Origin of the sequence: uncultured Ruthenibacterium sp., assembly GCF_963558415.1 — a bacterium.
Classification (GTDB): domain Bacteria; phylum Bacillota; class Clostridia; order Oscillospirales; family Ruminococcaceae; genus Ruthenibacterium.
On record NZ_CAUWGY010000165.1, the window covers coordinates 1 to 1,527 of the forward strand.

General features: G+C 48.3%; 2 protein-coding genes. Both read left to right on the top strand.

All coding sequences use genetic code 11. From position 1 onward, the window contains the following. Nucleotides 1-171: 171 nt before the first annotated feature. Nucleotides 172-1,296 carry an FAD-dependent oxidoreductase gene (locus tag AB5H98_RS13455; RefSeq protein WP_367926389.1) on the top strand — a complete coding sequence of 375 codons (1,125 nt, stop codon included), beginning with the start codon at nt 172-174 and terminating at the stop codon, nt 1,294-1,296. Beyond that, nucleotides 1,286-1,527 (top strand): glycosyltransferase (locus AB5H98_RS13460; RefSeq protein ID WP_367926390.1); only part of this gene is annotated, 242 nt, incomplete at its 3' end. The genes AB5H98_RS13455 and AB5H98_RS13460, both read left to right, overlap by 11 nt.

Genomic DNA, 1,527 nt, shown 5'->3' on the forward strand with positions numbered 1-1,527 from the left:
CCACTCAATTGGGTTTGCGGGCCTGCGAGGTCCCGGTGACACGATCCTATCCCAAAACGGGAAAAACTCCCACCAAAATCAGTCCTTTCAAAGGAAATGCCGATTTATTAAAGGTGCTGTTTGCCAATGCCGCTGGGCGGTACAATCCCTGAAAAAGGAGAAGCGTGTACTGTGAAATACGACAAGATTATTTTGGGTGCGGGGCTTTATGGCTTATATGCCGCCCTACGTTGTGGAAAAAAAGGTCAACGCATTTTGGTTTTGGAGCGAGACGGTGGAGCCCTGTGCCGTGCAACTTGGATCAATCAGGCTCGGGTACATATGGGATATCATTATCCCCGCAGTCTTTCCACTGCTTTGAAAAGCGCAGGATATTTTTCTCGCTTTGTACAGGATTACGGTTTTTGCATTCATAGCCGGTTCGACCAGGTATATGCCACAAGCAGCAGTTTTTCTTGGACCAACGCTGCAGAGTTTCGCCATTTTTGCGCCGCGGCGGACATTCGATGCGACGACGTTCCGCCGTCCCGCTATTTCAATCCGGGTATGTGCGATGGGGCTTTTTTGACTACAGAATATACCTACGATGCGCATATTTTACGAGATTGGTTCATTGAGCAACTGGCGGATTGTCCTACTGTGAAAATTGAATACAATGCTGTTCCAACCACCATCCGCAGCCAGGAGGAAAATTGGCATGTGGAATGGAAAACGGGTAGTGCACAGGCTCCCTTTTTACTGAACGCCACGTATGCGGGCGTGAATGACATTCATCAGATGGTTGGTTTTGAGCCATTTCCCATCAAATACGAGCTGTGCGAGATTATCTTGTGTACGGTTTCTCCCAAATTGGAAAACACCGGGATCACGGTAATGGATGGACCGTTCTTCTCCATTATGCCTTTTGGAAAAACCGGCTTGCACAGCCTTACCAGTGTGACCTTTACTCCTCACGCTACCAGTTGGGATACAGTCGCTACTTTTGACTGTCAGAGGCGAAGCGGCGGGGCTTGCCGTCCCGGCAGCCTGTACAATTGCAACGACTGCCCGGCCAAACCAGAATCCGCTTGGCCGTACATGAGCCAGTTGGCTCGGAAATATTTGAAAGAGGAATACGGGTTTGAATACCACTCTAGCCTGTTCAGCATGAAACCCATTTTAAAAGCCAGTGAGATTGATGACTCGCGTCCCACCGTGGTGCGTCAGTACAGTAATTCACCGCGCTTTGTCAGCGTGCTTTCGGGCAAGATCAACACAGTATATGACTTAGATGAGGTGCTTGACGATGAATGCTAAGGAGAGCAATTTTGTTTCGGCTGTGATCTATTTAAATCAGGCGTCCACGCAGGTTTCACCCTTTTTACATCGGGTGGGGGATTTTTTGAATAATAAATTCAAAAAGTATGAAATCATATGTGTGGATGATGGATGCGGCAAAGACACCGTCCAGCAGGTGAAAGAGTACAGTAAAAGTCAGCTTGCGGCCGTCACCATTATTCACATGAGTCTTTCGCAAGGGTTGGAGTG